The sequence below is a fragment of the Streptomyces sp. NPDC058632 genome (assembly GCF_042717095.1).
In the GTDB taxonomy this organism is placed as follows: domain Bacteria; phylum Actinomycetota; class Actinomycetes; order Streptomycetales; family Streptomycetaceae; genus Streptomyces.
Genome location: NZ_JBHXQZ010000222.1, coordinates 1 through 1,100, shown reverse-complemented (window position 1 = coordinate 1,100; position 1,100 = coordinate 1). Strand labels below are relative to the sequence as shown.

At 71.6% G+C, this 1,100-nt stretch carries 1 protein-coding gene and 1 rRNA gene; both read right to left on the bottom strand.

Going from position 1 to position 1,100, the window contains the following annotated elements:
* Positions 1 to 732, bottom strand: a 732-nt coding sequence (locus tag ACFWVE_RS35095) for a hypothetical protein (RefSeq protein ID WP_384023345.1), incomplete at its 3' end; no start/stop codon positions are given.
* Positions 733 to 1,008: 276 nt separating this feature from the next.
* Positions 1,009 to 1,100: ribosomal RNA gene (gene rrf / locus ACFWVE_RS35090) — 5S ribosomal RNA — on the bottom strand; the annotation flags it as partial.

Here is a 1,100-nt window from a genome sequence, read left to right as displayed (position 1 = left end):
CACCGCGGCTGTCGTCACGGCGGAACCCACCACGGCTGTCACCACCACGGCTGTCGTCACGGCGGAACCCACCACGGCTGTCACCACGGCTGTCGTCACGGCGGAACCCACCACGCTCACCACGGTCGTCACCGCGCCGGTCATCGCGCCGGTCGTCCCGACGTCCGTAGCCCCGGTCGTCGTCGCGCCGGAAACCGCCCCGGTCACCGCCACGGTTGTCATCGCGCCCGCGGTAACCACCACGCTCGCCACCGCGGTTGTCATCGCGCCGGGAGCCGCCCCGGTCGTCGCGATCGTCACGCCCACGGAAACCGCCCCGGTCGCTACCGCGGTTGTCGTCACGGCCGCGGTATCCGCCCCGGTCACCACCGCGGTTGTCGTCGCGCCGGAACCCACCGCGGTCACCGCCACGGTTGTCCTCACGGCCGCGGAAACCGCCCCGCTCACCACGGTCGTCACCGCGCCGGTCATCCCGGCGATCGTCCCGGCGGTCATCTCGCCGATCGTCCCGGCGGCCATGTCCTCGGTCGTCATCACGGCGGACGCCGGAGCGCTCACGTCCACCGTCACGGCGATCGTCCCTACCGTCGTCCCGGCCCCGGTAGCCGCCGCGCTCGCCGCCCCGGTTGTCACCGCGGGCATCACCGCGATTGTCGTCCCGGCCACGGAACCCGCCACGCTCCGGCCGGCCGGCGCCTCGGTCGTCGCGACGGTCGTCCGGACGGAATCCACGGTCGCGGTCTCCGTCCCTGCGGACCCCACGGTCCCGGTCGCTGGGGCGCCGTGGACCGGCGCCACGCTGGCCGCCTCGGTCCGAACGGTCACCACTGTCCCGTCGCCGCTGGTCGCGCTCCGGTCGGTCGTCGGGAGAGTTGGGGGACATCGGTGACTCCTGTCTTCGGTACCGCAAGCATTCTCACGCAGCCGGACATCCGGCGCGCTCCAGAAAATACAAAAGGACCCCTGGTCCCAGCTGAACGCTGGTGACCAGAGGTCCTTCCAAAGATTGTTCGGCGGCGTCCTACTCTCCCACAGGGTCCCCCCTGCAGTACCATCGGCGCGGTAGGGCTTAGCTTCCGGGTTCGGAATGTGACCGGGCG